Origin of the sequence: Hydrogenophaga sp. (assembly GCF_030373245.1) — a bacterium.
Classification (GTDB): domain Bacteria; phylum Pseudomonadota; class Gammaproteobacteria; order Burkholderiales; family Burkholderiaceae_C; genus Hydrogenophaga.
This window is the reverse complement of sequence record NZ_JAUCZF010000005.1, coordinates 1-24,622: the sequence shown is the minus strand read 5'-3', so window position 1 is coordinate 24,622 and position 24,622 is coordinate 1. Positions and strand designations below refer to the sequence as shown.

23 protein-coding genes are annotated in these 24,622 nt (G+C 64.1%); 4 read left to right on the top strand and 19 right to left on the bottom strand.

Annotated features, from left to right (window positions below; all coding sequences use genetic code 11):
* Positions 1-46: 46 nt before the first annotated feature.
* From QUV25_RS12295 to QUV25_RS12250, 10 genes are all read right to left on the bottom strand, one after another.
* Positions 47-2,533: a DUF1631 family protein gene (locus tag QUV25_RS12295; RefSeq protein ID WP_300864285.1), complete on the bottom strand. Its 2,487-nt coding sequence runs from the start codon at positions 2,531-2,533 to the stop codon at positions 47-49.
* Between the two features lie 228 nt (positions 2,534-2,761).
* A complete protein-coding gene (clpB, locus tag QUV25_RS12290; RefSeq protein WP_300864283.1) occupies positions 2,762-5,380 on the bottom strand; it encodes an ATP-dependent chaperone ClpB in 2,619 nt (872 codons plus the stop codon).
* 111 nt (positions 5,381-5,491) lie between these two features.
* Positions 5,492-5,965, bottom strand: coding sequence for a molybdenum cofactor biosynthesis protein MoaE (locus QUV25_RS12285; protein WP_300864281.1), 474 nt, complete (start codon positions 5,963-5,965; stop codon positions 5,492-5,494).
* Positions 5,966-6,217, bottom strand: a complete 252-nt coding sequence (gene moaD, locus QUV25_RS12280; RefSeq protein WP_300864280.1) for a molybdopterin converting factor subunit 1 — start codon at positions 6,215-6,217, stop codon at positions 5,966-5,968.
* Positions 6,214-7,503: a gephyrin-like molybdotransferase Glp gene (gene glp, locus QUV25_RS12275; RefSeq protein ID WP_300864279.1), complete on the bottom strand. Its 1,290-nt coding sequence runs from the start codon at positions 7,501-7,503 to the stop codon at positions 6,214-6,216. The genes moaD and glp overlap by 4 nt, the downstream gene beginning before the upstream one ends.
* 22 nt (positions 7,504-7,525) lie before the next feature.
* The gene (gene mobB, locus QUV25_RS12270) at positions 7,526-8,059 is read right to left on the bottom strand and encodes a molybdopterin-guanine dinucleotide biosynthesis protein B (protein ID WP_300864277.1); all 534 of its coding nucleotides are present in this window, start codon (positions 8,057-8,059) and stop codon (positions 7,526-7,528) included.
* Positions 8,056-9,498: a threonine synthase gene (gene thrC, locus QUV25_RS12265; RefSeq protein ID WP_300864274.1), complete on the bottom strand. Its 1,443-nt coding sequence runs from the start codon at positions 9,496-9,498 to the stop codon at positions 8,056-8,058. Before thrC ends, mobB begins: the two co-directional genes overlap by 4 nt.
* A gap of 13 nt (positions 9,499-9,511) precedes the next feature.
* Positions 9,512-9,826 (bottom strand): response regulator, encoded by a 315-nt coding sequence (locus tag QUV25_RS12260; protein ID WP_300864271.1) that lies wholly within the window; start codon positions 9,824-9,826, stop codon positions 9,512-9,514.
* Between the two features lie 24 nt (positions 9,827-9,850).
* Positions 9,851-11,173 carry a homoserine dehydrogenase gene (locus QUV25_RS12255; protein WP_300864269.1) on the bottom strand — a complete coding sequence of 441 codons (1,323 nt, stop codon included), beginning with the start codon at positions 11,171-11,173 and terminating at the stop codon, positions 9,851-9,853.
* Positions 11,170-12,441 carry a pyridoxal phosphate-dependent aminotransferase gene (locus QUV25_RS12250; protein ID WP_300864267.1) on the bottom strand — a complete coding sequence of 424 codons (1,272 nt, stop codon included), beginning with the start codon at positions 12,439-12,441 and terminating at the stop codon, positions 11,170-11,172. Before QUV25_RS12250 ends, QUV25_RS12255 begins: the two co-directional genes overlap by 4 nt.
* A 152-nt stretch (positions 12,442-12,593) precedes the next feature.
* Between QUV25_RS12250 and QUV25_RS12245 the strand changes: the two genes are divergently transcribed.
* The 3 genes from QUV25_RS12245 to QUV25_RS12235 all read left to right on the top strand — a co-directional run bounded on the left by QUV25_RS12245 (position 12,594) and on the right by QUV25_RS12235 (position 15,570).
* Positions 12,594-12,974, top strand: coding sequence for an Mth938-like domain-containing protein (locus tag QUV25_RS12245; RefSeq protein ID WP_300864265.1), 381 nt, complete (start codon positions 12,594-12,596; stop codon positions 12,972-12,974).
* Positions 12,975-13,168: 194 nt separating this feature from the next.
* Positions 13,169-13,645 carry a peroxiredoxin gene (locus QUV25_RS12240; RefSeq protein ID WP_300864263.1) on the top strand — a complete coding sequence of 159 codons (477 nt, stop codon included), beginning with the start codon at positions 13,169-13,171 and terminating at the stop codon, positions 13,643-13,645.
* Positions 13,646-13,821: 176 nt separating this feature from the next.
* Positions 13,822-15,570 carry a PhoH family protein gene (locus QUV25_RS12235; protein WP_300864261.1) on the top strand — a complete coding sequence of 583 codons (1,749 nt, stop codon included), beginning with the start codon at positions 13,822-13,824 and terminating at the stop codon, positions 15,568-15,570.
* A gap of 264 nt (positions 15,571-15,834) precedes the next feature.
* Here QUV25_RS12235 and dnaB read toward each other — a convergent pair whose 3' ends face one another.
* From dnaB to QUV25_RS12190, 9 genes are all read right to left on the bottom strand, one after another.
* Positions 15,835-17,262, bottom strand: coding sequence for a replicative DNA helicase (gene dnaB, locus QUV25_RS12230; protein ID WP_300864259.1), 1,428 nt, complete (start codon positions 17,260-17,262; stop codon positions 15,835-15,837).
* 207 nt (positions 17,263-17,469) lie between these two features.
* Positions 17,470-17,922 (bottom strand): 50S ribosomal protein L9, encoded by a 453-nt coding sequence (rplI, locus tag QUV25_RS12225; protein ID WP_300864257.1) that lies wholly within the window; start codon positions 17,920-17,922, stop codon positions 17,470-17,472.
* Between the two features lie 13 nt (positions 17,923-17,935).
* Entirely contained in the window at positions 17,936-18,217 is a 282-nt protein-coding gene (rpsR, locus tag QUV25_RS12220) for a 30S ribosomal protein S18 (RefSeq protein ID WP_291013303.1), read from the bottom strand.
* A gap of 11 nt (positions 18,218-18,228) precedes the next feature.
* Positions 18,229-18,516: a primosomal replication protein N gene (gene priB, locus QUV25_RS12215; RefSeq protein WP_300864256.1), complete on the bottom strand. Its 288-nt coding sequence runs from the start codon at positions 18,514-18,516 to the stop codon at positions 18,229-18,231.
* 25 nt (positions 18,517-18,541) lie between these two features.
* A complete protein-coding gene (gene rpsF, locus QUV25_RS12210; protein ID WP_300864255.1) occupies positions 18,542-18,976 on the bottom strand; it encodes a 30S ribosomal protein S6 in 435 nt (144 codons plus the stop codon).
* Between the two features lie 171 nt (positions 18,977-19,147).
* Positions 19,148-21,271, bottom strand: coding sequence for a sodium:solute symporter family protein (locus tag QUV25_RS12205; protein ID WP_300864254.1), 2,124 nt, complete (start codon positions 21,269-21,271; stop codon positions 19,148-19,150).
* Positions 21,272-21,274: 3 nt separating this feature from the next.
* Positions 21,275-21,535 carry a DUF4212 domain-containing protein gene (locus QUV25_RS12200; protein WP_300864253.1) on the bottom strand — a complete coding sequence of 87 codons (261 nt, stop codon included), beginning with the start codon at positions 21,533-21,535 and terminating at the stop codon, positions 21,275-21,277.
* A 3-nt stretch (positions 21,536-21,538) separates the two neighbouring features.
* A complete protein-coding gene (locus QUV25_RS12195) occupies positions 21,539-22,120 on the bottom strand; it encodes a tetratricopeptide repeat protein (protein WP_300864251.1) in 582 nt (193 codons plus the stop codon).
* Positions 22,111-22,407 (bottom strand): hypothetical protein, encoded by a 297-nt coding sequence (locus tag QUV25_RS12190; protein ID WP_300864250.1) that lies wholly within the window; start codon positions 22,405-22,407, stop codon positions 22,111-22,113. The genes QUV25_RS12195 and QUV25_RS12190 overlap by 10 nt, the downstream gene beginning before the upstream one ends.
* A 166-nt stretch (positions 22,408-22,573) precedes the next feature.
* Here QUV25_RS12190 and QUV25_RS12185 point away from each other — a divergent pair, with 166 nt between their 5' ends.
* A complete protein-coding gene (locus tag QUV25_RS12185) occupies positions 22,574-24,421 on the top strand; it encodes a putative nucleotidyltransferase substrate binding domain-containing protein (RefSeq protein ID WP_300864248.1) in 1,848 nt (615 codons plus the stop codon).
* Positions 24,422-24,622 lie beyond the last annotated feature (201 nt).

The window sequence follows — 24,622 nt, the reverse complement described above, 5'->3', positions numbered from 1 at the left end:
TAGACGCACCACCCCAGCGCCCAGGCAAGGACGCGCCCGAAGCCCCTCAGCCCAGCGCGTCCGACTCGGTGTCAGCCCAGGCGGGTTCCTGGGTGGTCAAAGCGGGTTGCAGCACCGCTTTCAGCGCGTCATCCACCACCACGTGGGACTCCACCGGCCGAAGCCAGCGCTGCCGGATGAGCCGTTCGCAGCTGCGCCGGGTCATGGTGTGCGACCGGCCACCCGTGCTGGTGAACAGGAAAAGCGCACCTCGGGCGCTGGCCCAGACCAGCTCGGCCCGAAGCCACTCCCCTTGAGAGAACAGATCGACCCGGGTTCCCTTGCGCAACCGCCCCAGCACCAGCTCGGCGTCCTGGCGCTGCACAACGGGCGACTGCGCGTCGCTCAGTGGTGCCTTCTCTGGTGGATCGGCGGCGACTTCGGGTTCCAGCATGTCAGGTTCGAGCGAGAAATCTGACTCGTGCGAAGTCGGCCGCGTGTCTTCGAAACCCGCGTTGGCCCACTCCTGGGCCGCCATCCACGGCTGGGCTGTCACAAAGGGCCGCTGCACCGCGGTCACCACCCGTTTGACCGGCTCCAGCTTCTCGCCCATGTCCAGAGGCGTGAAATCCGACTGCCGCGCATCATGGCGTGCGCGAGCCCGGCGCAGTTTCAGCAGGGGACTGTGCAGGCGCATCAAGGCATCAAAAAAAGCCTGGGACTCTTGCTGGGGCTTGCCCAGCATCGCCAGGCCCTCCTGCAGAGCCTTCACCAGGCCCGGGATGCGTTCAAACACCTCCTTGGGCTGGCGCAGCGTTTCTTCTCGTACGCTCCAAAGGAGCGTCCCCACGACCGTGCGCCAGGCTTGCGTCTGCGCTTCTGCACCAGCGCCTTGCAGCTGGGAAGACGCGATCACCAGAGACCAGGTTTCGTACAGGAAATTGAGCACCAGCTCGGGGGCGTTGAAGACATCCGGACGCAGGCTGATTTCCCAGGCAATCTGGTCGGCCAGCTCCTGCCGGGTCTCAGCAAGGCGAAGCGCGCCGAGCTTTTCGTCACGAGCCGCCTGTTCGGCCTGGTCCGCCGCCGCCCAGCCGCTCTTCAGCCCTTGCAGGGCCAAAGAAAACGGCTGCGGGTCGTCTGAGCGCCCCGCATTGAGCCGGTTGAAAGCTTCGCGCACCGGGCCCATGAAGGCTTGAAATTCCGCAGCAAATTCGTCGTTGAAGCGGAAACTGCGCTGTGCGACCTCCTCCACCAGGCGGCGGGCGGGGTGGTCGGCCTCGGCGAAATACCGCGGCTCTGTCAGCGCCAGGCACAGCAAGGCCGGCTCCAGCGCCACCACCGCTTCGCGCACGGGCGACAGCAACAGCGGATCACGCGCCACCTGGTTGACGAGCTTGCGCACAAGATCCAGCCCAATCGCCTGAGAGGCTCGCTGTGCGCGTTGCTTCAGCTCCAGCAGGACACGGGTGCGCTCATGGGCCAGACCAAAGCGACCCCAGTCATCCGCATTCAATGCGGAGTTCACCGATACGGGCAGGCTCGGCCGCTCCACCACCGGCAGTCCGCGCAGCGCTTGCAAGGATTGCGCGAGCGCCGCAGAGTCAGGCAACGGCAGCGCGGCCTGCGCATCAACGGCGGCGTGCTCGCGTTGAAGCTCGTCGTAATAGGCGCTATCAAGTGGCTGGTCGAAGACCGGTTCGCGGCGACCCAGGAAAGCCTGGAAAACGCCGCTCTCCACTTCGGAACGGGATCTCGCCAGCGATGGCATCGCAGGCAATGCCACACGAGCGTCTTCCCACGAGGCCCCCCTGCCGATGCCCTGTTCAGCGAGCAGGTCGGGCACGCTGGTCGCGGACGCGGATGCGGCCACAGCCCGCGAGGCCTCGGGGTCTTCGACCAACCGGATGCGGTAGCTGGCCTCCTGCACATTGGCCTGCTGCAACATCAGTGCCAGCTGCTCGTAGAGCTGACCAAGCTCTCGACCCAGCACGTGGGCGATGTGCTGCATCCACAACGAACGCACGTCGCCGTCTGGTTCCACTTCGGCCATCAGATCGCGCAGCTCGCGTGCAAACACGGAGGGCCGCAAGGGGTTTTTCTCCACCGCCACCGTATCCAGGCCGATGAGCGAACTCATGCGCGCATCCAGGATCGGCAAGGCGTGCTCGACCAGCGGCAGAAGGTTTTGCAGCAGTCTCACCGACTCCAGCGATTCATTGACCGCAGCGTCGTCCACCAGCTGCAGCATCGAAGAGTCCGACAGTTCGGCCAAGCCCGACATGCCTGGCTCGCTGGATCGGTTGTCGAATCCCTCGCTCAGCCGACGCGGGTAGGTCTGGATGAGCACCACGCGGTTTTGCGCCAGGCTGATGGTCGCACGCGCAAACAGCTGACGCTGCCGGTTGTGCAGACTCGCGCCTTCGGCCGCCTGAAGCGAACTGAGCATGGCATCGATGCAGCGGCGGGTCAGCTCGGGCACGCGCCGTTCCGCCTCCTGGAAGCAATGGCTCAGCAAATCTGCGTGGTGGTGATTCGAAGTAGCTGGACCCATGGGTCTCGGGGTGATTGGGGTGGCGAGATCGACCGTGAGCTTAGCGTCTCCGAGTTCCGAGACGCCACGGACCCTGCAAATTGCAGACACCTACTCCCAAACCCGTCGCAGCATGTTGTCCAATTCACACACTTGTGTTGGGGCAGGCTGGTGCGCACGCACGCCAGCCCGCCTCATCTGCTCGCACCTTGCCCGACGCCCCTCGCCGCGGGGCAGCCGCTGGCCAGGTCAGTCGGCCAGCACCGCCTCGCCAAACGTGAAAACGCCTGGGTAGCGCACCGGGTCAACGTCCACTGGAATCACCGACTTCGGCGCATAGCGACCTTCGAGCAGCAGCCTGGACAGCGGGTTCTCGATGCGCTGCTGGATGGCGCGCTTGAGCGGTCGCGCACCAAACACCGGGTCAAAGCCCACCTTGGCCAGTTCGGCCAGCGCCGCGGGCGACACCTCCAGCCGCAAGTCCATCTTGTGCAGGCGGGCCTGCAGCGCCTTGAGCTGGATGCCGGCGATGGCCTCGATATGCGCCGCGTCGAGGGCATGGAATACCACCGTCTCGTCGATGCGATTCAAGAACTCCGGCCGGAAATGCTCCTTGAGCTCGCCCCACACCGCATCCTTCACCTCTTCGTAGGGCTGACCGACCATCGCCTGGATCAGGTGGGAGCCGATGTTGCTCGTCATGACGATCACCGTGTTTTTGAAATCCACGGTGCGGCCCTGGCCATCGGTCAGGCGGCCATCATCCAGCACCTGCAAGAGCACGTTGAACACGTCCGGGTGCGCCTTCTCGACCTCATCGAGCAGCAGCACACTGTAGGGCTTGCGACGCACCGCCTCGGTGAGATAGCCGCCCTCTTCGTAACCCACATAGCCGGGAGGGGCACCGATCAGGCGGGCCACCGAGTGCTTCTCCATGAACTCGCTCATGTCGATGCGCACCAGGTGTTCTTCGGTGTCAAACAGGAAGCCCGCCAGCGCCTTGCACAGCTCGGTCTTTCCCACGCCGGTGGGGCCGAGGAACAGGAAGGAGCCAGTGGGCCGGTTCGGGTCAGACAGGCCCGAGCGCGAGCGACGGATCGCGTTGGCCACAGCGCCGATCGCCTCGTCCTGGCCGACCACGCGCTGGTGCAGCTTGTCTTCCATCACAAGCAGCTTGTCGCGCTCACCCTGCATCAGTTTGGCCACAGGAATGCCGGTGGCACGCGCCACCACCTCGGCGATCTCTTCGGCACCCACCTGGGTGCGCAGCAACTGGTGGCGACCCTTGCCGTCCTTATCAGCCGCTTTGCCAGACTCGACCTCCTGGGCGTCCTTCAGACGTTTCTCCAGCTCGGGCAGCTTGCCGTATTGCAGCTCGGCCACCTTGTTGAAGTCGCCCTTGTCGGTGTAGGACTTGATCTGTGAGCGGATGCGGTCCATCTCTTCCATCACGTCCTTGGAACCCAGCGCCTGCGCCTTCTCGGCCTTCCAGATTTCGTCCAGATCGGAGATTTCCTTCTCCACGCGGCCGATCTCTTCTTCAATCAGCGCAAACCGCTTTTGCGACGACTCGTCCTTCTCGCGGCGCACCGCCTCGCGCTCGATCTGCAGCTGGATCAGCCGGCGGTCGAGCTTGTCCATCACCTCGGGCTTGGAGTCGAGCTCGATCTTGATCTTGGACGCCGCCTCGTCGATCAGGTCGATCGCCTTGTCGGGCAGGAAACGGTCTGTGATGTAGCGGTGGCTGAGCTCGGCGGCGGCCACGATGGCCGGGTCGGTGATCTGCACGCCATGGTGCACCTCGTACTTTTCCTGCAGGCCGCGCAGGATGGCAATGGTCGCCTCCACGCTCGGCTCGCCCACCAGGATTTTCTGGAAGCGGCGCTCCAGCGCCGCATCTTTTTCAATGTACTTACGGTACTCGTCCAATGTGGTGGCACCCACGCAATGCAATTCGCCGCGCGCCAGCGCGGGCTTGAGCATGTTGCCGGCGTCCATCGCACCTTCGGCCTTGCCCGCGCCCACCATGGTGTGCAGCTCGTCAATGAAGACGATGGTCTGGCCTTCATCCTTGGCCAGCTCGTTGAGCACCGATTTCAGGCGCTCCTCGAACTCGCCGCGGAACTTGGCGCCGGCCAGCAGCGCGGCCATGTCCAGGCTGAGCACGCGCTTGCCTTTGAGCGAATCGGGCACCTCGCCGGCGACGATTCGCTGCGCCAGTCCTTCCACAATGGCAGTCTTGCCCACCCCGGGCTCGCCGATGAGCACCGGGTTGTTCTTGGTGCGGCGCTGCAGCACCTGGATGGCACGGCGGATTTCATCGTCGCGGCCGATCACCGGGTCGAGCTTGCCGGCGCGGGCGCGCTCGGTGAGGTCCATGGTGTATTTCTTGAGCGCTTCGCGCTGACCTTCGGCTTCCGGGCTGTCCACCTTCTGGCCGCCGCGCACCGCGTCGATGGCCGCCTCCAGCCCCTTGCGCGTGAGCCCGCTTTCGTTTGCCATCCGGCCCAGATCGCCTTTGGCATCGGCCAGCGCGAGCAGGAACAGCTCGCTGGCCAGGAACTGGTCGCCACGCTTGATGGCTTCCTTTTCGGTCGCCTGCAACAGCTTGGCCAATTCGGGACCAACGGTGACCTGATCATGCCCTTGCACGCTGGGCAGCTTCTTCACCGCCGCTTCGGCAGCCTTGGTCAGGCCTGGTACGTTGACACTGGCACGCTGCAGCAGCGATTGCGGACCATCAGCCTGGCGCAGCATGGCGGCCAGCAGGTGGGCTGGTTCGATGTAAGCGTTGTCGTTGCCCAAGGCCAGCGTCTGGGCGTCGCTCAGGGCTTCCTGGAACTTGGTGGTGAGTTTGTCGAGTCGCATGAAAGGGTCACTCCGCAAGGGGTTGAATTACCAGTCATGTGGCGCTGCAGCGCAGGATTTCAAGGCGGTCCAGATGTCAGACCGCCCTCTGCTTGACACAGATCAAGCCGCTCAGGCGTTGCTGGCGGCGATGCCCCAGCGGGCCAGCGCTGCGTCGTCGCTCACGCGGGCGTCAACCCAGCGAGCACCGTCAGGCGTCTGCTCCTTCTTCCAGAACGGCGCCTGGGTCTTGAGGTAGTCCATCAGGAATTCACAGGCCTGGAAGCTCTGGCCGCGATGGGCCGAGCTGACGGCCACGAGCACGATCTGGTCCAGCGGCATCAAGAGGCCCACCCGATGGACCACCCGAGCGCCGAGGATGTCAAAGCGCTGGTGGGCCTCGTCGATCATGCGCTCGATGGCCTTTTCCGTCATGTCAGGGTAGTGCTCCAGCTCCATGGTGCTGACTTTTTGCCCTTCATTGCGGTCGCGAACGGTGCCGATGAAGCTGCAGACAGCGCCCACATGCGGGTTGGTTTCGCGCAGGCGCGCCACCTCGGTGCTGAGATCAAAGTCCTCGGTCTGGATGCTGACCCGCGCTTGCATTCAGCCCCCCGTCACTGGCGGAAAAAAGCCGACTTCGGCGCCGTCGCTGAGCGCGGCCGTCTCGTCGCTCATGGTCTGGTTCAGCGCCAGACGCACCGGTTTGCCGCGCGCCAGCGCCTCGGCATGGGCGCCGCCGCGGGCGATGAGTTCATCGCGCAAGGCGACGAGCGTCGTGGCGCTGGTCTCCAGCGATTCGCTGCCGGTGCCGATGGCCTCGCGGATGGAGGCGAAATAACGCAGATGGACTTTCATGCGAGCAGGTCAGCAAAAGATATGTAAGACACCAGGTCACCCTGGGCGATGGTGCTGCCAGCCGGGTTGTCCACCAGGCCGTCGCCCCAGACAGCGGACGTCAGCACACCCGAGCTCTGGTTGGGAAACAGGTCCAGCCCGCCTGCTGCGTTGCGGCGCACGCGCAGGAACTCCCGGCGCCGGTCGGCGCGCGGCAGGTCGAAGTGCGCGGGCAGCTTGACTGGCCGACGCTCTGGAACGCCAGCGCCCTGCAAGGCCAGCAGAAAAGGCCGCACCAGCAGCAGGAACGTGACAAAGCTGGACACCGGGTTGCCCGGCAAGCCCATGAAATGGCAGGCAATGTCGGCATCGGCGCCAGCCCCCGCGTCGCGCCGGACCGTACCGTAGGCGAAAGGTTTGCCGGGTTTCATGGCGATCTGCCACAGGTCCAGCGTGCCCAGCTGCTGCACCGACGGCTTGATGTGATCCTCCTCCCCCACCGAGACGCCACCGCTGGTGAGGATGAGGTCGTGATGGTCGGCCGCGGTCTTGAGCGCGGCCAGGGTCAGGTCTCTCCGGTCGGGCACGATCCCCAGATCGCTCACCTCGCACCCCAGGCGCTGCAGCAGCGTACGCAGGAAAAAACGGTTGGAGTTGTAGATGGCGCCCGGCTTCATGTCGGCCGGCGTCACATCGCCCGGCATGACCAATTCGTCGCCGGTAGAGAACAAGGCCACGCGCGGCCGCCGCACCACCGGCAACCTGGCCAGGCCCAGACTGGCAGCCAGTCCCAGAGAGGCCGGCGAGAGACGCTGGCCACGCGGCAACACCACCGCGCCGCGCGTCACGTCTTCACCCCCCCGACGCACCCACTGGCCGGGTGCCGGCACAGCATCGATATGCACCGCATGCAGATCGCCGCCGACCTCGCGCGTGTCTTCCTGCATCACCACCGCGTCCGCTCCCTCGGGCATGGGCGCGCCGGTGAAGATGCGGGCACAGGTGCCGGCACGCAATGGCTCGGCCGCATGGCCCGCCGCGATGCGCTGCGACACAGGCAGAACCACGCCCGCCTCGCTCACATCGGCCCGGCGCACCGCATACCCGTCCATCGACGAGTTGTCCTGTGGCGGCACCTGCAGCTCGGACACCAGATCGGTCGCCAACACACGGCCGTCGGCCTCGAAGGTCGCTGCGGTTTCCGTGTCAGAAAGTGGTGCGGCCTGGGCCAGCAGGCGCACCAGCGCGTCGTCAAGCGCCATCAGTGGCGCGCGAGCGGGTGGAGACGGTGGGTGGGCGGCGGTCATGGTAGGGCAAGTCGAAACGGGTTCAGGTGTAGGCCTCGGGGTCGTACTCGAACCGGTGTCCATTGTCGACCAGCCACTGGGCAATGTCATCGACCCGATTCAAATCCAGCACCGGGCGCAGGGTGGGTTCGGGCAACTGCTCGGGGCTGTCGGTGGCGATGGCCACCACGAAGGCGTCATCCGGGTAACGTGCCGGTTTGCCGCTGGCCACACGCCACACCTCCAGTTTCTGCAGGTTGCTCTGCTTGAAACCCTCCACCAGCACCCAGTCGACGCCGTCGTACAGCGAGGCGATGGCCTGGTGCACCGTGACCGCGCCGGGCACTTCGAACTCGCGCATCAGCACCAGCCGTTGGCTGGACACCGCCACCACCTCCAGCGCTCCCGCCTGCCGATGTCGCCACGTATCTTTGCCCGGCTGGTCGATGTCGAGCGCGTGGTGCGCGTGCTTGACCACCGACACCCGCAGGCCACGCAGACGCAGCGCAGGGATGAGCTGTTCCACCAGCGTGGTCTTGCCGGAGCCGGAGTATCCGGCGAAGCCCACCGCCTTCATGGCTCCGCGCAATGCTGGGTGATGTACGCCTGCACCGCAGCCGTGTCCGCCGGCATGACCTTGACCCGCTTGGGCAGGTTTTCAATGCCATCGAACTGGGGCGGGCGATCCGGCTGGCGGCCCAGCGCCTCGACGATGGTCTCGGCGAACTTGATCGGCAGAGCGGTCTCCAGCACGATCATCGGCACGCCGGGCTGAAGGTGCTCACGCGCCACCTTCACACCATCGGCGGTGTGGGTGTCGATCACCATCTGGAAACGCGCAAACGTGTCGCGAATCGTTTCCAAGCGGTTGAGGTGGGTGCTGCGCCCGCTCACGAAACCGTAGCGGGTGGCGGCCTGTTCGAACACAGGGTCGTCACCGAGCTCGAACCGGCCTTCGCGCCCCAGCTGTTGGCCAAACAAGGCCTTGACCCGGGCACCGTCTCGGTCCAGCAGGTCGAACACGAAACGCTCGAAGTTGCTGGCCTTGGAGATGTCCATGGAGGGGCTGGAGGTCTCGTGGGTGTCGGCGCTGGCGCGAACGCGGTACGTGCCGGTGCGAAAAAACTCGTCGAGCACATCGTTTTCGTTGGTCGCGACCACCAGCTGGGCAATGGGCAAGCCCATCATGCGGGACACGTGGCCCGCGCAGACGTTGCCGAAATTGCCGCTGGGCACGGTGAAGCTGACCCGCTGGTCGTCAGTCGAAGTGGCCTGGAAATAGCCGGCGAAGTAATAGACAACCTGAGCCAGCAGCCGCGCCCAGTTGATCGAGTTCACCGTGCCGATCTTGTGAAGGCGCTTGAAATCAATGTCGTTGCTGACGTTCTTGACGATGTCCTGGCAGTCGTCGAACACACCTTCGATGGCGATGTTGTGGATGTTCTCGTCGAGCAGGCTGAACATCTGCGCCTGCTGAAATTTGCTCATGCGCCCGTGTGGGCTGAGCATGAAGACGCGCACGCCGCGCTTGCCTCGCATGGCGTATTCGGCCGCACTGCCGGTGTCACCTGAGGTAGCACCCAGGATGTTGAGCTGCTCGCCGCGGCGCGCCAATTCGTATTCGAACAGGTTGCCCAGCAGCTGCATGGCCATGTCCTTGAAGGCCAGCGTGGGCCCGTTGGACAAGGCTTCAAGCCAGAAACCTTCTTCAAGCATTTTCAGAGGCACGATCTGCGGCGTGCCGTACACCGCTTCGGTGTAGGTCTTGTCGCACAAGGCCTTGAGGTCAGCGGCGGGGATGTCGTCGATGTAGAGCGACAGCACTTCAAACGCCAAGGCTGCGTAACCGCCTGGCGCGCCACCGTTGAACACCGAGCGCCAGCGCGACAACGTGGCTGCATCGACCTGGGGATAGTGCTCCGGCAGGTACAGGCCACCGTCGGGCGCCAGGCCCTCGAGCAGGATTTCGCAGAAGTGGCGGCGCTCAGGGTGGCCGCGGGTGCTGAGGTATTTCACGAAAGGGTCCAGGTCAGAAACTCACGCCGTACACACGGATATCGATCAGGAAACGCGAGGCCAGCAGTCCGACGAATCCGCCGATCAGGATCAGCCAGTGCAGCTCGCGCTGCGCCCGGTTGTCGGTGCGGTCCAGCAACACAAAATACAGCCATGAGGCAAGAAAGCTCGCAGCGCCATTGAGCAGCACGTCCCACCAGGGGAGAAAGGCCCGCAAGGCCAGGCCGACCAGGGCCGCGAACCAGAACGCGAGGTGCCAGCGCGGCATGTCCACGTGCGCCATCTTGAGCAAGGCCGCCAATGTGAGGGCCGCGATCAGCGTGGGCATGAGGCCTGCCAGCCAGGGGGTGCGTCAGCTCAGCTCCTCCTTGCGGATGCGCACGATGGGCGCGAGCACCGTCGGCAGGGCTTGCATCTGCCCCAATACCGCGTCCATGTCACCCTCACGGGTGTCGTGGGTGAGGATGATGAGGTCGGTGGAGGTGGCGCCTTCGCCTCCCACCTGATCCGCTTCGCGCTGCAGCACGGCGTCGATGCTGATACCGGCCTGCGCAAGCAGGCCCGTCACCTTGGCGAGTACACCGGCCTGGTCGGCCACGCGCAGGCGCAAGTAATAGCTGGTAACCACCTGGCTCATCGGCAATACCGGCAGGTCACTCATGGCGTCAGGCTGGAAGGCCAGGTGCGGCACGCGGTTTTGTGGATCGGCGGTGTGCAGACGGGTGATGTCGACCAGGTCGGCGATCACCGCGCTGGCAGTCGGCTCGCTGCCAGCACCCTTGCCGTAGTAAAGCGTGGAGCCCACGGCATCGCCCTGCACCAGCACGGCGTTCATCGCACCCTCCACGTTGGCGATCAGCCGCTTGGTCGGCACCAGGCTGGGGTGCACCCGCAGTTCCACACCCTGGGGAGTGCGTTTGGTGATGCCCAGCAGCTTGATGCGGTAGCCCAGTTGCTCAGCGTAGCGGATGTCGGTGCCCGACAGCTGGGTGATGCCCTCGACGTAGGCCTTGTCGAACTGCACCGGGATGCCGAAGGCGATGGCGCTCATCAGGGTGGCCTTGTGTGCGGCGTCCATGCCGCCGATGTCAAAGGTCGGATCGGCCTCGGCGTAGCCGAGGCGCTGTGCGTCCTTGAGCACCACGTCAAAGTCCAGGCCTTTGTCGCGCATTTCGGAGAGGATGAAGTTGGTCGTACCGTTGATGATGCCGGCCACCCACTGGATGCGGTTGGCGGTCAGGCCTTCGCGCAGCGCCTTGATGATCGGAATGCCGCCGGCCACCGCAGCTTCAAACGCCACCATCACGCCCTTGGCATGCGCAGCCGCGAAAATCTCGGTGCCGTGCACCGCCAGCAAGGCCTTGTTGGCGGTGACCACGTGCTTGCCCGCGGCGATCGCCTCCAACACCAGCGCTTTGGCGATGCCGTAGCCACCGATGAGCTCGATCACGATGTCGATATCGGGGTTGGCGATGACTGCACGTGCGTCATCCACGACCTTCACGTCGGGACCAACAATGCCCCGTGCGCGCGCCACATCGAGATCCGCCACCATCGTGATAACGATGCCACGGCCAGCGCGGCGCTGGATTTCCTCCTGGTTGCGTTGCAGCACGTTGAAGGTGCCGCTGCCCACGGTGCCTATGCCCAGCAGGCCTACTTGGATCGGTTTCATGTCGTCGGAGTCAGAGAGGGTCGGGAATGGGATTCAGGGACCACGCTGGCGTGGCGCTTGCGCCAGCCTTCGAGGAATTTGGCGACACGGCCAATGGCCTCGCGGAGGTCGTCTTCGTGCGGCAGGAACACGATGCGGAAATGCTGGTTGTCGGGGTAATTGAAGCCAGAGCCCTGCACCAGCATCACGCGCGTTTCCTGCAGCAGTTCCAGGAACAGCTGCTGGTCGTCCTGGACCGGGTACATCACCGGGTCGAGCTTGGGAAACATGTACAGCGCCGCGCTTGGCTTGGTGCAGCTGACGCCGGGGATGGCGGTGATCAGCTCGTAGGCCAGGTCGCGCTGACGGCGCAACCGTCCGCCTTCACACACCAGGTCGTTGATGCTCTGGTAACCGCCCAGCGCGGTCTGGATCGCCCACTGGCCAGGCACGTTGGCGCAAAGCCTCATGTTCGAAAGCATGTTCAGGCCTTCGATGTAGTCCTTGGCGGGCTTTCTGTCGCCCGAGACCACCATCCAGCCGGCGCGGTAACCGCACGAGCGGTAGCTTTTGGACAGCGAGTTAAATGTGAGCGTGAGCACATCCTCGCTCAGACTGGCCAACGCCGTGTGCTTGACGCCGTCGTACAGCACCTTGTCGTACACCTCGTCGGCAAAGATGACCAGGCCGTGTTCGCGCGCGATCTCGACAATGTCTTTCAGCAGCGCATCGGAATACAGCGCACCTGTCGGGTTGTTGGGGTTGATCACCACGATGCCCTTGGTGGCCGGGGTGATCTTGGCCCGGATGTCTGCGAGGTTGGGCATCCAGCCGCTGGCCTCGTCGCACATGTAGTGCACGGGCGTGCCGCCAGAAAGGCTCACGGCGGCGGTCCACAGGGGGTAGTCGGGGGAGGGCAGCAACAGCTCGTCGCCATCGTCCAGCAAGGCGTTGGTCGCCATCACAATCAATTCACTGGCGCCGTTTCCCAGATAGATGTCGTCGAGCGTGACGCCGGCGATGTTTTGCTTCTGGGTCTCGTGCATCACCGCCTTGCGCGCCGCGAAGATGCCCTTGCTGTCCGAGTAGCCAGCCGAGTTCGGCAAGTTGCGGATCATGTCTTGCTGGATTTCCTCGGGCGCGTCGAAGCCAAACACCGCCAGGTTGCCGATGTTGAGCTTGATGATCTTGTGCCCTTCTTCTTCCATCTGCCGAGCGGCGTCCATGATGGGACCGCGAATGTCGTAGCAGACGTTGGCAAGCTTGGCGGATTTCTGGATGGTCTTCAAAGTCCCTCCCGGGGCATCAGGGGTCTTGCAGTCGGTACCGTTGCATCAACTCGCCGCAGGATAATATTTGCCTGCGGAAAGCCCGCAATTTGACCACAGTTCACCTCTGCACCCACCGGCTGCCACACTTCGCACCGACCACCTCTGACACCATGAAACTGCACGCCGACAAGCCCGAGGTTCAGTCCATCACCGCCTATGGCACGGGCTGGGTAGCGGTGGACGGCGTGCGTCACAGCGCCAGCCTGGTGCTCAGCGCCTCAGGGGCCCTGGAGCCCTGGGCCTGTGAGCGATTCGACGCACTGACACCGGCGCACTTCGAGCACCTGCTCACCCTGGGGGCCGATGCGCCTGAGCTGGTGGTGTTTGGAAGTGGCGAGCGGCTGCGTTTCGTTCGGCCGGCTTTGCTCCAGAGTCTGATCGCTCGGCACATCGGCGTGGAGACGATGGACACCGCAGCGGCTTGCCGCACTTACAACATCCTGGCAGCAGAGGGCCGCCGCGTGGTCGCTGCCCTGCTGATCGAGCCCTAGATGGGCCGCCGGTGGCCGTGCCATCCGTGCGCACGTGCCAGGCTCCCCCGAGCGTCCTTGGACTGAAGTGCCTTTCAAGGTAAAATAGGAGATTGCTCGCCGAGTCACCATCCCATGCCCAGGCGGGGATCCAGCAGTGGCTCACAAGGCGGGCCAACGAGTCACCATTCACTTAAGTCAGGGGTCCCCACAGCATGGCAGTCGTTGTCAACAAACCAATTCCCGAATTTGAATCCATGGCCACCGGTGGACTCAAGGTGAGCAACCAGACCCACCTGGGCCAGACGGTGGTACTGTATTTTTACCCAAAGGACAACACGCCCGGCTGCACCACGGAAGCGATGCAGTTCCGCGACAAGTACAAGGACTTCGTCAAGGCCGGAGCCGAAGTCTTCGGCGTATCGCGCGACAACATGACATCGCACGACAGCTTCAAGGCCAAGCTGGAGTTGCCTTTCGAGCTGGTCGCTGACACCGAAGAAAAGATGTGCCACATGTTCGGCGTGGTCAAGAACAAGATCATGTACGGCAAGAAGGTCAAGGGCATTGAGCGAAGCACCTTCCTGATCGGTCCCGATGGCGTGCTCAAGCAGGAGTGGCGTGGCCTCAAGGTGCCAGGACACGTGGAGGACGTGCTCAAGGCCGTCAAGGCACTCAAGAAGGCTGCCTGAGAAACCGGGGTTAAGGACCGGTCGGGACCGTCACCGGCCTCGTGCATAATGAATTCATGTCTCGGGAAGCCACACAGCCCAGTGCCTCTGCCCTGCTCCCAACAGCCTTATCCAGCCGTCCGGTCTTCCTGACGGCTTTTTCTTTTTCAGCCGTGCGCTGAACCTGGTCCGCCTCCATGCCACTGCCTCCCGCCCCTGCGAAACGCGCCGCCTTGTTGTCCGCCGAGGCCTACCGCCTAAAGGCTGCTGAAGATAGTTTTGATCTGCTCCCCGAGCCAGCGCTTGCGTTGTCCGGCGAGCCGTCCATCAGCCAAGCGACTCCTGCCGAGGTCGCCCCTTCTAAGCCGTCTACCGCCCGCTCGGGCTCTCGTGGCCGAGCCGCTGCGCGGGAGCCGGTACCGGCGACGCAGCGCCCAGCGCCAGCCGCCGAAGCCCTGCCCGCGTTCAGTGCTCCGGCCGCAAGTCCGGCACGCCCAAGCGCGCCCGCGCCGACCGACCGCCGCCGCTCATCGCGCGCGCGCTCGGCAACCAACGGACCGGCGCGCCTGTTCGTACTCGACACCAACGTCTTGCTGCACGATCCAGTCAGCCTGTTCCGTTTTGAAGAACACGACATCTTCCTGCCGATGATCGTGCTCGAAGAGCTCGATGGCCACAAGAAAGGGATGACCGAGGTCGCTCGCAACGGTCGCCAGACCAGTCGAACGCTGGACGCACTGGTGGCGCAGCAAGGGGCGGATCTGGCCAAGGGCCTGCGCCTCTCGGGTACTGGCAATGTGTCGGCGCGCGGGCTGCTGTTCTTCCAGACCGAGCCGCTGGACGCCACCCTGCCCAGCAGCCTGCCGCAAGGCAAGGCAGACAACCAGATTCTGGGTGTTGTCCAGGCACTTCGCGACAAGTACCCGCAGCGCGAGGTGATCCTGGTCTCCAAGGACATCAACATGCGGGTGAAGGCCCGCGCGCTGGGCCTGGCCGCCGAGGACTACCAGAACGACAAGACGCTGGACGACGGTGAACTGCTCTACGCTGGCGCCCTGGCCCTGCCGCAAGATTTCTGGACCCGCCAGAGCAAGACCATCGAAAGCTGGCAAAGCGGCAGCCAAACTTTCTACCGCGTCAGCGGGCCGTCGGTGGGCCAGTTTTACATCAACCAGTTCGTGTATTTCGAGGCACCGGGAGAACCCTCGCTCTACGCGCGCGTGGTTGAGATCCGTGACAAGACTGCGGTGCTCAAGACCCTGAAAGACTACACGCACCTGAAAAATGCCGTGTGGGGCGTGACCAGCCGCAACCGAGAGCAAAACTTTGCGCTCAACCTGCTGATGGACCCCGAGGTCGACTTCGTGACGTTGGCCGGCACGGCCGGCACCGGCAAGACGCTGATGGCATTGGCCAGTGGACTCACGCAAGTGCTCGACGACCGACGCTATACCGAAATCATCATGACCCGCGCCACGGTGAGTGTGGGCGAGGACATCGGCTTCCTGCCCGGCACCGAAGAAGAAAAAATGGGACCCTGGATGGGCGCGCTGGACGACAACCTCGAATTCCTCGCCAAGGGCGATGGCGGAAACGCCGGTGAATGGGGCCGGGCCGCCACCAACGAACTGATCCGCAGCCGCATCAAGGTCAAGAGCATGAACTTCATGCGCGGACGGACCTTCATGAACAAGTACGTGATCATCGATGAGGCACAGAACCTCACGCCCAAGCAGATGAAAACGCTGATCACCCGCGCTGGCCCGGGCACCAAGATCATCTGCATGGGCAACCTGGCACAGATCGACACACCCTACCTGACCGAAGGTTCGTCGGGCCTCACCTACGCGGTCGATCGCTTCAAAGGTTGGCCGCACGGCGGCCACATCACGCTGGCGCGCGGTGAGCGTTCGCGCCTGGCTGACTTTGCCAGCGAGGTGCTGTAGCGCGGACCTCTGGCATGGAGGCGGTGCTGGACATTTGGCGCCACACCAGCGAAGTGGCAAGTTCACACGTACTTCCCCACGGCTTCCAGGACCTGATCGGTGCCCAATCATCGGGCGAGGCGCCGTGCTGGTTTCTGGCTCCCCCGCTCTGACGTCACCTAACGGGTGTAGCCCAGTTGCATGGATGCCCCCGTGTTGAGTGAGCTTGCGCGCTCCCGGCGCCTTCCTACCAGGACTTGAAGAAAACCGACAGCGGCTAGCCGCTCAGAAATCGCCGCCGCCTGCCAGACTCTCGAAGCGCGTGAGCATGTTCAGGAAGGCCAGTTTCACCGTGCCTGTGGGGCCATTTCGCTGCTTGCCGATGATGATCTCGGCGACGCCGGGCTCTTTGCACGCGTCTTTGGTGTAGTACTCGTCGCGGTAAATGAACATGATGATGTCCGCGTCCTGCTCGATGGCGCCGGACTCGCGCAGGTCGCTCATCATCGGTCGCTTGTCGGTGCGGGTCTCGACGCTGCGGTTGAGCTGGGAAAGTGCAATGACCGGGCACTGCAACTCCTTGGCCAGCATCTTCAGACCGCGCGAAATTTCACCCAGCTCGGAGGCGCGGTTGTCGCCGTCGGAGCCGCTGCCGCTCATGAGCTGGAGATAGTCCACCACGATCAGGCCCAGCTTGCCGCACTGGCGCGATAGGCGACGCGCGTTGGCGCGCAACACACTGGTGGTCAGGCCCGGCGTCTCGTCGATGTGCAGCGACACGTTGCGCAGCTTCTCGATTGCCTCGGTCAGTCGCGGCCACTCGTCGTCGGTGAGTTTGCCGTTGCGCAAATGGGTCTGGTTGATGCGACCGATGGAGCCGACGATACGCACCGCCAGCTGGGAGGCGCCCATCTCCATGGAAAAGACCGCCACCGGCAGACCTTCATTGAGCGCGACGTGTTCGGCGATGTTGATTGCAAACGCCGTTTTGCCCATGGAAGGACGCGCGGCCAGCACCACCAGATCGCCGGCCTGCAGGCCAGAGGTCATGCGGTCCAGGTCGACAAAACCGGTCGGCACACCGGTGATGTCGTTCGGGTTGTTGGCCATTTCCTCCACCCGGTCCAGCAGCTCGACTACCAGGGTGTCCATGCCCTGGAAGCCCTCCTTCATGCGCGAGCCCTCTTCCCCGATATTGAAGATTTTTTGCTCGGCCTCGTCCAGGATCTTGTCGACCGGTCTTCCCTGGGTGTTGAAGGCAGCGGTGGCGATCTCGTCGCTGGCAGCGACCAGTTTTCGCAGGATGGCGCGCTCTCGCACGATCTCGGCGTAGCGCCGGATGTTGGCAGCGCTTGGCACGTATTGCGCCAGGGAGTTCAGGTAGGCCAGGCCGCCGGCGTCGTCTGCCTTGCCCAGGTTTTGCAGGTGCTCGTAGACCGTGACCACATCGGCCGGCTTGCTGCCATTGACCAGGGTCGCGATCGCTGAATACACCAGCCGGTGTTCGTAACGGTAGAAATCGGAATCGGTGACCAGATCGGCCACCCGGTCCCAGGCACCGTTGTCGAGCAACAAGCCACCCAGGACGCTGGATTCGGCTTCGATCGAGTGCGGAGGTACCCGCAACTGGGCCAGTTGGGGATCAGCGGACAGGCCAAGGTCCTCAAGACCGGCGTCGAAGGAAGAGAAGGGACTGGAAAAAACGGCAGGCATGTCGGGACGCAGAGGGCAATGGGACATGGTACGCCGGGGCGCAGTCCAAGTCACGGGACAAGTCTGTGGAAAAGTGGTGCATGGCCGGTGAACAGTCGAGTGGCGGGCATGGGCCACCCGGGTTCATCTCACCATGAAAAAAGCCGCCCACCCATCGGGCGGCGGCTTCAGGGTCGGGCGCTGGGCGCCCCTCCACAACTCCGGAGATCAGGCGGTTTCGCCGAGCACCGACACCGGCACTTCCACCGTCACGTCGGTGTGCAGGTGCACGCTGACCGAATAGTCACCCACGTTCTTCAGCAGACCGTTGGGCATGCGCACCTGGGCCTTGGAGACGGTGAAGCCTTGCTTGTTCAGCGCTTCGGACACGTCGTGGTTGGTCACAGAGCCGAACAGGCGACCGTCAACGCCGGCTTTCTGGGTCAGCTTGACGGTTGCGGCAGCGAGCTTTTCGCCCAGTGCCTGGGCTTCTGCCAGCTTGGCTGCTGCCACTTTCTCGAGTTCCGCACGACGGCCTTCGAATTCGGCGATGGCCGTCTGGGTGGCGCGGCGGGCGCGGCCTTGCGGGATCAGGAAATTGCGGGCGTAGCCGTCTTTGACCTTGACCACATCGCCAAGGGCGCCGAGGTTCACTACTTTGTCGAGCAGGATGATTTGCATGTCAGGCTCTCTTTCAGACGCGGTGCTGGTCGCTGTAGGGCAGCATGGCCAGAAAGCGCGAGCGCTTGATGGCGGTGTTGACCTGGCGCTGGTAAAAGGCACGGGTGCCAGTCAGGCGGGCGGGAATGATCTTGCCGTTCTCGGCGATGAAATCGCGAAGGACGTCAACGTCCTTGTAGTCGACCTCTTCGACGTTGGCCACGGTGAAGCGGCAGTAGCGCTTGCGCTTGAACAGCAGCGATTGCGTGTTGCGCTTGGGGCGCTTGTCTTTGTTGAAACGTTTGGGTGCAGCCATGATGGGCCTTCCTATGTCTTGCTGAAATCTTGAATATGGAACAACAGGCCTTTGCCGTTGCGTGCGTTGGTCATGAAACCTGAGAACTGGTAGGAAGCATCGAGGCCCGAACGGGCCAGGGATTCTGCCTGGCTGCCGAAGACCACGGCCCTCAGCTGCAACTTCACCTCTCTCGGAGTGTCCATTTCGACCACCTGAGACTCGTGCTCCAGCACGATGTTCAGGGCGGGGATGCCTGCCGGGGTGTAGCGCAGAGTCTGAACCTGCACCACCGAGGCTGACAATTCGAAACGGTTCACTGGCTCACGAGATCACGCAGCGCGATCAGGCAGCCGTGCGCTCCTGCGAGTTGCTGCGGTCACCACGGTCGCCGCGCTCACCGCGGTCTCCACGATCACCCCGGTCGCTGGGCTGCTGAAGCTTGCGGGCTTCTTCGCGCTCGACCGACTTCATCATGCTCGAAGGACCGGTCTCGGCTTTCTTGCGCAGCACGGTCAAGTGACGCAGCACGGCGTCGTTGAACTTGAAGGCGTGCTCGAGTTCGGCCATCACCGCCTGGTCGGCTTCGATGTTGACGCACAGGTAGTGGGCCTTGGACAGCTTGTTGATCTGGTAGGCCAGCTGGCGGCGGCCCCAGTCTTCCACGCGGTGGATCTTGCCGTTGCCGGCGGTGATCATGCCCTTGTAGCGCTCCAGCATGGCTGGCACCTGCTCGCTTTGATCCGGATGGATCAGCAAGACAATTTCGTAATGACGCATAAACTCTCCTTGTGGATGACCCCGCGCCATCGACTCATTCGAGTGCCGGCATGGGATTCGGGTGAAAGCCGCCCTCAGCGTCGGTCGGGGTGCGGCAAGGCGAAGCCAATGATTCTAGCAAATCCCGGCCGTGCCCGCCAGATCTGCCTGGGCCCCCCCGGCGGAAGCGTTCTAGGGCCGAGGCGAATCGTCGGGCAGCCTCGGGTAACGCACGTACTCCACCATCGCCTGCACCTCCCTGCTGGGCGCCGGCATCACGAGGCTGAGCGCGATGATGACGGCAAAGCCCACCGGTACGCCGAACAAACCCGCCGAAATCGGCTGAATGCCCCACCAGAGCTCCACCGGGGAGGTCACGCCAAAGACCTGGCGCAGCCAGGTCTGGGTGGTGGCCATGTAGTACAGCGTCACGCCCAGCCCCGCCAGCATGCCCATGGACGCGGCGAACCCGTTGGTGCGTTTCCAGAAGATGCCCAGAACCAGCGCCGGGAAAAACGAAGCGGCGGCGAAAGAAAAAGCCGCCGAAACCAAAAACAGAATGTCCGCCGGCCTCTGAGCGGCCACATAGGCCGCAGCCAGCGCCACCATCAGCAGCAACACCTTGGAGATGGTCACCCGGCGCGCAGTGGACGCGTTGGGATCGAACATCTTGTAGTACATATCGTGCGACAAGGCATTGGCGATGGTGAGCAGCAGGCCATCTGCGGTGGACAGCGCCGCGGCCAGACCTCCGGCCGCCACCAGACCGGCGATCACATAAGGCAAGCCGCCGATCTCGGCCGTGGCCAGCACGATGATGTCGCCGTCGATGCTCATTTCATTGAGCTGCAGCAGGCCGTCGCGGTTGATGTCGGTCAGCGACAGCAGAGAGGGATCCACCTTGTTCCAGGCGCTGACCCAGGCGGGCAGCTGATCAAACGGCGTGCCCACAAGCACATGAAACACCTCGAACTTCACCAGCACCGCCAGCGCTGGCGCGGTGAAGTAGAGCAGGAAGATGAACAGCAGCGACCAGGTGACCGATTCCCGCGCCTGCTTCACGCTGGGTACGGTGTAGTAGCGCATGAGGATGTGCGGCAGCGCCGCGGTGCCAATCATCAGACAGAACACCAGCGCGAGGAAGTTGCGCCTCGACTCCTCAAAGACCTTGCGCTCGGCGGCATCCCCCTCAGGATTACCTGCAAACTGCGCCGCATGGGGTGGCATGCCGTTGAGGGGTCTGGACTTGGTATCGGCCTCGGCTTTGGCCGCGGTCCAGCTGGCGCGCGCCGCCGCCGCATCGCGTGGCAGGGCAGATACGGCCTTCTCTGCCGCCGAGATGTCGCGCGACGGCGCCTGGGCTTGCCGAAGCCGCGCCAGTCGCTCCTCGGCTGCGGCCTTGTCGGCGGCCAGCGCAAGCGCCGGGTTCTGCAGCTTGGCAGCCAGCTCCTGCGAACGCTCGCGGTAGAGCGCGCGTACCTCGAGCTCTTTGGGGTCGTGCGTGAGCAGGTTTTCCTTCGCCGTGACCTTCTCCAGCTGAAAACCATAGATGGCCTGAGGCACCGGGACCCCTGTCTGCTTGACCGACAGCCAGACCACCGGCAACAGGTAAGCCAGGATGAGCACGATGTACTGGGTCACCTGCGTCCAGGTCACTGCCCGCATCCCACCCAGAAATGAACACACCAGGATGCCCCCCAGTCCCAGGAACACCCCCAACTCAAACGCCACCCCGATCAAGCGCGAGGTAATCAGACCGACGCCGTAAATCTGCGCCACCAGGTAGGTGAACGAACACAGGATGGCAGCCAGCACGCCGATCAGGCGCGGCAGATGACCGCCATAGCGTTCGCCCAGGAAATCCGGAATGGTGAACTGGCCAAACTTGCGCAGGTAGGGCGCTAGCAGCAGCGCCACCAGGCAGTAGCCGCCGGTCCAGCCCATGATGAAGGCCAGACCGTTGTAGCCGGTGAGGTAGAGCGTACCGGCCATACCGATGAAAGAGGCTGCCGACATCCAGTCGGCTCCCGTGGCCATCCCGTTGTAGATTGCCGGCACGCGCCGCCCCGCCACGTAGTACTCGGTCGCGTCGGTGGTGCGGCACATGACGCCGATGCCTGCGTACAGGCCGATCGTGGACAGCAAAAAAATGAAACCGATCCACTCCCGCGACAGGCCCAACTGCTCAAGACCCGCAAGCAGCACCACAAACACCACAAAGCCCAGCGTGTACCAGCGGTAGACCTTGTTGAGCTGGCGTTTGAAGGCGCGGTTGTACGCCGCGTTCTCGCTGGAGGGCCCCGGGGTCGCCGCCATGCCTCAGGGCTCCTCTTCCTGCACCCCGTGGCGCCGGTCGAGCCGATCGATGTACCAGGCGTAAAAACCGATCACCAGCAGGTAAACCAGCAGCGTGCCCTGAGCGCCCATCCAGAAACTGAACGGCCAACCAAAAAAACTGAAGCTCAGCTCACGCGCAAAATAGCTCACGCCGAACGTCACCAGAAACCAGATCAACAGCAGCAGCGCTGTGATCCGCAAGTTGGCATGCCAGTGGCGGCGGCGAGCGTCGTTATCTGCCATGGCTCAGGTACCCGCAGCGAGCAGGCCGGTTTCGCGTTCGAGCTGGTCCGCCACCTTTGGCTCGAAGCCACGCAGATGCGTCAGAACGCGCTGCGCCTCAGCGGTCCGACCTCGCTCCAGATGCACGCGCGCCAGCTGGTACCAGGCGTGTGGGCTCAGAGGCTGCAACTCTGTGCCTCGCTGCAGCGCGCTCACCGCCTCGTCCCATTGAGCGAGGCGTATGTGGCACAAGCCCAGACCGTACCAGGCGCGGTCCATCGCCGGGTCGAGTTCAGTGGCGCGGGCCAGAGATCGGGTGGCCTCATCCAGCCGCCCAAGCGACTCCTGCAGAAAGCCCAGGTTGAACCAAGCCGTGGCCTGCTGCGGCACCAGCTGCACCAGCCGAGCAAGATCGGCGAGTGCTGCCTCGGGCTGGCCCTGCTCCACCAGCAGGTGGGCCCGGGTGGCGAGCGCATGGGTGTTGGCGGCATCGGCCGTCAACAGCTGGTGAGTCCAGTGGAGCGCTCGGGCACGCGCTCCCATCGCCAGCAGACAACGCAGACCCAGGCTCGCAGCGCAGCGACGGATCGCGTGATTCAAAGGCAAGTGGCGACCCCGATGGCCCGGCAATGCGAGACTTTCCAGGCGGTGACCGCCAGCCAGGCAAAGCCAAGCAACAGAAACGCCACCAGCGGCAGGTGACGATCCAGCACAAAGCCGGGCGTGAGCCGGCGCGCCAGCCACACCGCAGGCCGCGCCGCCGCGTCAAGCAACTGGTAGGCCAGGTTGTGCTCACGCCGAGAACCGACGAGCAAACCCAGCACGGTTCGTCCCAGCAAGGCCAGGGCAGCCATTTCAAGCACCGCCTTGAGCGCAAGGATGAAGGTCAGCATGTCAGTTTCGAGTCAAGTTCGACGATTGTGAATCGCCAACTTACCCCCCTCTTACACAGGGCCTGTGCGAAGTGCTGACTCAGGTCAAACCCTGCATGGCGTTTACCCGCAGTGAGCGCGCATGCGGGTGTAGCATTTGTCGATCGATCGCCAACGCACAGACACCATGCCCGACCATGCCCCCACACTGACCAACGCCATCCGTACCCATCGCATCTGGGGCCAATTGAGCGCGCCTGCGCGCCAGCGGCTGGCCGAGTCGCTCAGCTTGCGGTCGGTCGCGGCGGGCGAGCCCCTGGAGATCGGCGACGAACACGCAGCGGCCGTGCACTGGCTGGTCTCGGGAACGCTGGCGCTGCAAGATGAGCAAGGTCAGCCTGTCGTGACCCTGCAAGCGGGTGACTTCATGGGCACAGCCGGCCAACCGGCGGTGGCATCGGCGCGGGCGCAAACCGACTGCCAGGTCGCCGGTATCGACGCTGCGCTGGTCGAGGCGCTGCGCGAAGACTCAGCAGCCGTGGCCTTCCTGCTGCCCTCCCCATCAGCGGCTGTACTGGTCAAGCCGCGCGACCGCCACAGCGCCGAGCCAGCGCTCAACCTCATGACCGCTCCGGTGCGCTCGTTGGTCAAGCGCTCGCCGATCACGCTGCCGCCGCACACCCCCATCAGCGAGGCAGCCCGCGTCATGAGCGAGCAGCGGGTGTCTTCGGTGCTGATCGTCGAGCAGGAGCACCTGTTTGGTCTGGTGACCGACCGCGATCTGCGAAACCGCGTTCTGGCGGTGGGCCTGGACCCGAGCCGTCCGGTGGCTGATATCACCACCCTCGCGCCATTGACCATCGACGTGCAGAACCCCGCATTCGACGCCTTGCTTCTGATGGCCCGCCACAACATCCACCATGTGCCCGTGCTCGATGGCCAGCGCATCGTCGGCATGATCACCGCCACCGACGTCACCGAACAGCACAGCACCTCGGCGGTCTACCTCGCCGGTGAGGTCTACAAGCAGACCACCGTCGAGGGCCTGCAGGCGGCCAGCACCCGCATCAAGCGACTGCAACAAAGCCTGGCCAACGCACAGGCCTCGGCCTACAGCAGCGGCCACATCATCACCGCCATCACCGACGCGCTCACCAGCCGCCTGCTGCAGCTCGCCGAAAGCCAGCTCGGCCCGGCGCCGATCGACTATGTGTGGGTGGCCGCTGGCTCACAGGCGCGCAACGAGCAGACGGCCAAGTCCGATCAGGACAACTGCATGGTGCTGGACGACAGCTACGACGAAGCGTTGCACGGAGCCTACTTCAAGGCGCTGGCCCAGTTCGTCTGCGATGGCCTGGATGCTTGCGGCTACATCTACTGCCCAGGCGAGATGATGGCGATGACCGACACCTGGCGCCAGCCCAGACGCCGCTGGGCCGAATACTTTGCGCGCTGGACCAGCGCACCCGATCCGAAGTCGCTCATGCTCACCTGCGTGTTCTTTGACCTGCGCGCGGTGCACGGCAACGGCGCCCTGCTCGACGACCTGCGACGCGACGTGCTCCAGCGCACCAAGGGCAACTCGATCTTTCTCGCCTACATGGTTGGCAACGCCCTGCAGCACCAGCCCCCGCTGGGCATGTTCAAGGGCATCTCGGCCATCCGCAGCGGCGAGCACAAGGGTACGGTCGATCTGAAGCACACGGGTGTGGTGCCCATCGTGGACATGGCGCGGGTCCATGCGCTGGCGGGTGGCCATGAAGCGGTGAACACCCACGACCGCCTGGTGAGCGCCGCCGCGGGCGGCTCGATCAGCGAACAAAGCGCGCGCGACCTGCGCGAGGCGCTGGAATTCCTGGCCTTCACCCGCATTCAGCACCAGGCCCGCCAGATCAGCGCTGGCCAGGCGCCCGACAACTTCCTCCCGCTGGACGATATCTCCAACTTCGAACGCACCCAGCTCAAGGACGCGTTCACCGTGGTGCAGTCGCTGCAGAACGTACTCGGGAACCGCTACCAGGCCGGAAGGTTTTGACTCCTCCCGCGCCGGCCCGATGCTCGGGCCGTCACCCCCCAGGGGGCGATTCGAGTGGTCCGGCGAAGCCGGTTCCACCGCATCCTGGGTGGAATACATTGCGCACCGTACATAGGGTGGAGTGAGGGGAAGTCAAACCCAGGGCACCGCGGAACCGGCTTTGCCGGGCCGCCAGTGCCGCCCCCTTGAGGGGGTCGCGCG

What these genes read in the sequence shown, in the direction of transcription:
- QUV25_RS12260 (WP_300864271.1), bottom strand. Translation starts at nt 9,826, where the DNA reads ATGCCCACGCTGATCGCGGCCCTCACATTGGCGGCCTTGCTCAAGATG.
- QUV25_RS12190 (WP_300864250.1), bottom strand. Translation starts at nt 22,407, where the DNA reads ATGCTGACCTTCATCCTTGCGCTCAAGGCGGTGCTTGAAATGGCTGCC.
- rpsR (WP_291013303.1), bottom strand. Translation starts at nt 18,217, where the DNA reads ATGGCTGCACCCAAACGTTTCAACAAAGACAAGCGCCCCAAGCGCAAC.
- QUV25_RS12205 (WP_300864254.1), bottom strand. Translation starts at nt 21,271, where the DNA reads ATGGCGGCGACCCCGGGGCCCTCCAGCGAGAACGCGGCGTACAACCGC.
- QUV25_RS12285 (WP_300864281.1), bottom strand. Translation starts at nt 5,965, where the DNA reads ATGCAAGCGCGGGTCAGCATCCAGACCGAGGACTTTGATCTCAGCACC.
- QUV25_RS12295 (WP_300864285.1), bottom strand. Translation starts at nt 2,533, where the DNA reads ATGGGTCCAGCTACTTCGAATCACCACCACGCAGATTTGCTGAGCCAT.
- moaD (WP_300864280.1), bottom strand. Translation starts at nt 6,217, where the DNA reads ATGAAAGTCCATCTGCGTTATTTCGCCTCCATCCGCGAGGCCATCGGC.
- QUV25_RS12240 (WP_300864263.1), top strand. Translation starts at nt 13,169, where the DNA reads ATGGCAGTCGTTGTCAACAAACCAATTCCCGAATTTGAATCCATGGCC.
- QUV25_RS12185 (WP_300864248.1), top strand. Translation starts at nt 22,574, where the DNA reads ATGCCCGACCATGCCCCCACACTGACCAACGCCATCCGTACCCATCGC.
- QUV25_RS12235 (WP_300864261.1), top strand. Translation starts at nt 13,822, where the DNA reads ATGCCACTGCCTCCCGCCCCTGCGAAACGCGCCGCCTTGTTGTCCGCC.
- rplI (WP_300864257.1), bottom strand. Translation starts at nt 17,922, where the DNA reads ATGCAAATCATCCTGCTCGACAAAGTAGTGAACCTCGGCGCCCTTGGC.
- dnaB (WP_300864259.1), bottom strand. Translation starts at nt 17,262, where the DNA reads ATGCCTGCCGTTTTTTCCAGTCCCTTCTCTTCCTTCGACGCCGGTCTT.
- QUV25_RS12245 (WP_300864265.1), top strand. Translation starts at nt 12,594, where the DNA reads ATGAAACTGCACGCCGACAAGCCCGAGGTTCAGTCCATCACCGCCTAT.
- clpB (WP_300864283.1), bottom strand. Translation starts at nt 5,380, where the DNA reads ATGCGACTCGACAAACTCACCACCAAGTTCCAGGAAGCCCTGAGCGAC.
- rpsF (WP_300864255.1), bottom strand. Translation starts at nt 18,976, where the DNA reads ATGCGTCATTACGAAATTGTCTTGCTGATCCATCCGGATCAAAGCGAG.
- glp (WP_300864279.1), bottom strand. Translation starts at nt 7,503, where the DNA reads ATGACCGCCGCCCACCCACCGTCTCCACCCGCTCGCGCGCCACTGATG.
- QUV25_RS12255 (WP_300864269.1), bottom strand. Translation starts at nt 11,173, where the DNA reads ATGAAACCGATCCAAGTAGGCCTGCTGGGCATAGGCACCGTGGGCAGC.
- QUV25_RS12200 (WP_300864253.1), bottom strand. Translation starts at nt 21,535, where the DNA reads ATGGCAGATAACGACGCTCGCCGCCGCCACTGGCATGCCAACTTGCGG.
- mobB (WP_300864277.1), bottom strand. Translation starts at nt 8,059, where the DNA reads ATGAAGGCGGTGGGCTTCGCCGGATACTCCGGCTCCGGCAAGACCACG.